At 72.4% G+C, this 3,415-nt stretch carries 3 protein-coding genes; all 3 read left to right on the top strand.

The window, feature by feature from the left end; genetic code table 11:
- Nucleotides 1-35: 35 nt before the first annotated feature.
- On the top strand, nucleotides 36-1,220 hold the full coding sequence (locus KBX53_RS26785) for a zinc-dependent alcohol dehydrogenase (RefSeq protein WP_030335107.1): 1,185 nt from the start codon (nucleotides 36-38) through the stop codon (nucleotides 1,218-1,220).
- A gap of 16 nt (nucleotides 1,221-1,236) precedes the next feature.
- Nucleotides 1,237-2,166: an SDR family NAD(P)-dependent oxidoreductase gene (locus KBX53_RS26780; RefSeq protein WP_210862300.1), complete on the top strand. Its 930-nt coding sequence runs from the start codon at nucleotides 1,237-1,239 to the stop codon at nucleotides 2,164-2,166.
- Between the two features lie 101 nt (nucleotides 2,167-2,267).
- A complete protein-coding gene (locus KBX53_RS26775) occupies nucleotides 2,268-3,272 on the top strand; it encodes a serine hydrolase (protein ID WP_210862298.1) in 1,005 nt (334 codons plus the stop codon).
- Nucleotides 3,273-3,415: the final 143 nt, after the last annotated feature.

Genomic DNA, 3,415 nt, shown 5'->3' with positions numbered 1-3,415 from the left:
GTCCTCTCAGGCAGCGTGGAGAGGGGACGAGGGACATGAAGGCACTCACCTGGCAGGGCAAGCGGGACGTACGGGTCGAGGAGGTCCCGGACCCTCGGATCGAGGAGCCGACCGACGCGATCGTGAAGATCACCTCGACCGCTATCTGCGGCTCGGACCTGCACCTGTACGAGGTGCTCGGGCCGTACCTGAAGCCCGGTGACATCCTGGGCCACGAGCCGATGGGCATCGTCGAGGAGGTCGGGCCGGAGGTGACCGGGCTCAAGCCCGGCGACCGGGTGGTGGTGCCGTTCAACATCGCCTGCGGCAGTTGCTGGATGTGTTCGCGCCAGCTCTACGCCCAGTGCGAGACCACCCAGGTCACCAGCGAGGGCAAGGGCGCGGCCCTGTTCGGCTACACCTCGCTCTACGGTTCGGTGCCGGGCGGGCAGGCCGAGTACCTGCGCGTCCCGCAGGCCCACTTCGGGCCGATCAAGATCCCGCAGACCGGCGCCGACGAGCGGTACCTCTACCTGTCCGACATCCTGCCGACCGCCTGGCAGGCGGTGAAGTACGCGGACACCCCGCCGGGTGGCACCCTGGCCGTCTTCGGGTTGGGTCCGGTCGGGCAGTTCTGCGCACGGATCGGCCGCCACCTCGGCGCGGGCCGGGTGATCGGGCTGGACCTGGTGCCCGAGCGGCTGGAGCTGGCCCGCCGGCACGGCATCGAGGTGCTCGACGTCAGCGAGCTGTCCGACGTGCCGGGCGCGCTGATCGACCTGGTCGACGGCCGCGGCCCGGATGCGGTGATCGACGCGGTGGGTATGGAGGCGCACGGTTCGCCAATGGGCAAGCTGGCCCAGACGGCCGCCGGGCTGCTGCCGGACAAGGTGGCCCAGACGATGACCGACCGGGCGGGGGTGGACCGACTCTCCGTCCTGCACGCCGCGCTCAAGGCGGTACGCCGCGGCGGGACGGTGTCGATCTCCGGGGTGTACGGCGGTGAGGCGGACCCGATGCCGTTGATGGAGATGTTCGACCGGGGTGTCCAGCTGCGGATGGGGCAGTGTCACGTGCGCCGGTGGACCGACGAGATCCTGCCGCTGCTCGCCGGCGACGACGACCCGCTGGGCGTGGAGGACCTGCGTACCCACCGGGTGCCGCTGGCCCGGGCGCCGCAGGCGTACGAGATGTTCCAGAAGAAGGAGGACGGCTGCATCAAGGTCGTGCTCGCACCATGAGGGCGAGGGGTGCGCCGTGAGCCGGGTGGTCGTGATCGTTGGCGCGAGCAGCGGGATCGGCCGGGCGACGGCGCGGGCGTTCGCCGAGCGCGGCGACCGCCTGGTCCTCGCTGCCCGCGCCGCCACGACCCTGGCCGAGGTACGCGCCGAGTGCGCCGAGGCTGAGGTGCTGACCGTGCCGACCGACGTGACCGAGCCGGACGCGCTGGGCACGCTCGCGGGCGCGGCGGTCGAGCGTTTCGGCCGCATCGACGTGTGGGTGCACACGGCGGCGGTGATGGCCTACGGGCGCTTCGACGAGCTGCCGGAACAGGTCTTCGACCAGGTGGTGCGGACCGACCTGCTCGGCGCGGCGGCCTCGGTGCGGGTGGCGTTGCGGCACTTCCGGGTCGCCGGGGCCGGCACGGTGATCCTCACCGGGTCGGTTCTCGGGCACATCACCGCGCCGTACATGAGCGCGTACGTGACGAGCAAGTGGGGGTTGCAGGGTTTCGTCCGGGCGGTGCAGCAGGAGTTGCGCGACCGCCCGGCGATCCGGCTGTGCCTGGTCAACCCGGGCAGCGTGGACACTCCCGTGTACCAGCAGGCGGCCAACTACCTGGGCCGGATCGGGCGGCCGCCCGCGCCGATCGCCCGGCCGCAGCGGGTGGCGCGGGCCATCGTGGACTGTGTGGACCGGCCCCGCCGGGAGGTGTCGGTGGGCCGGCTCAACGTGGTGCTGCGCGCCGGTTTCACCGTACTGCCGGGGGTTTATGACGTGTTGGTCGGACCGCTGATGCGGGCGGCGGGGCTCAGCGGACGCCCGGTCGCCGCGCACGACGGCTCGGTCTTCGCGCCGAACCCGGCCGGCGAGGCGGTGCACGGTGGTCACCTTCCCGACCTGCGACAACTCGTGTTCGGACCGGTTGGCGCGGTAGGCGCCGCGCTGCGCCGGCGGCTCGGCTGAGCCACTCAGGACGATCCGGGGGCGTCGTGTATCGATCAACTCGCATAGGGTGGTGGGCCAGCAAGCGCTCTGGCGCACCACGATCGGGGAGACGATTCATCATGCGACTGAACCGCAGAACGGCACTCGGTTTGGGCACCGTGGCCACCGCCGGCACGGTGCTGGGCGCCGCCGCCCCGGCGAGCGCCGCCGAGGCCACCGAGACGTCGCCGACCACCCCCGCTCGGGCCGCCCGACGGGTCGCCGCCGTCTTCACCAAGCACAGCACCGAGGCCGGTGGCAACTGGCAGGCGTACGTCAGCGTCGCCGACCCGGCCGGTGCGCCGGTGGTCGCGGTGCAGGCCGACCCGGACCGGCGGATCGAGGCGTACAGCGTCAACAAGATCGCGGTCGCCACGGCGGTGCTCGACAAGGTCGACCGAGGGCTGCTCACCCTGGACCAGCAGGTCGAGGTGAGCGCGGCGATCGTCGTACCGGGCGGTGACGGCATCTTCAGCCTCGACGGCGCGTACCCGAGCCGGGTGACCATCGGGCACGTGCTGGCCAACCTGCTGACCGTCTCGGACGACACGGCGGTGCGGCTGTGCGGCCTGGTCGCCCCGGCCGCCGAGATCAACTCCATCCTGGTCGCCAAGGGCTTCCCGAACACCCAGGTCGAGCCGGTGGCCAACCCGAACCGGTTCTTCCTCGGCACCAGCACCCCGCGCGAGACGCACGACCTGCTGCGCGCCCTGGTCGCCGGCACGCTGCTCTCCCCCGCCTCGACGACGTACCTGTTGGGCCTGCTGCGCTCCCCGGTGGCGTTCACCGACGGCATCCGGCGCACGATGTCCTCCGACGAGCGGGCCCGGGTCGCCACCAAGGCCGGCTGGTTCGCCGACGCCCGGCACGAGGCCGGGGTGATCTTCGACCGTTCCGGTGCGGCGGTGCTCACCTACGCGCTCTTCGCCGACGGGCAGGCCAACCCGGAGGACTTCGGCGCGACCCACCCGGCGGTGCAGGCCCGGGCCGCCATGGGCCCCAAGTTCCTGGCCGCGGTGGACCGGATCGCCGGCGTGGGGACCACGTTCCGGATCACCGCCCGACGCCCCAGCAACGGCGGCTGACGCCATCCCGGGTCGGTCGCCACCGTCGGCGACCGACCCGGCGTGGCGACCGCCGGGGCACGGGTCGGTTCGGGTGACTACCGTGTAGGGCGGACACGTCGGAGGGACGGCAATGGCACGAGCGCGGAGCACGGACATCGAAC

Source organism: Micromonospora sp. M51, from assembly GCF_018070305.1.
GTDB classification, from domain to species: Bacteria; Actinomycetota; Actinomycetes; order Mycobacteriales; family Micromonosporaceae; genus Micromonospora; species Micromonospora parva.
The sequence above is the reverse complement of the archived record's forward strand: the minus strand, read 5'-3'. Positions and strand labels throughout refer to the sequence as shown.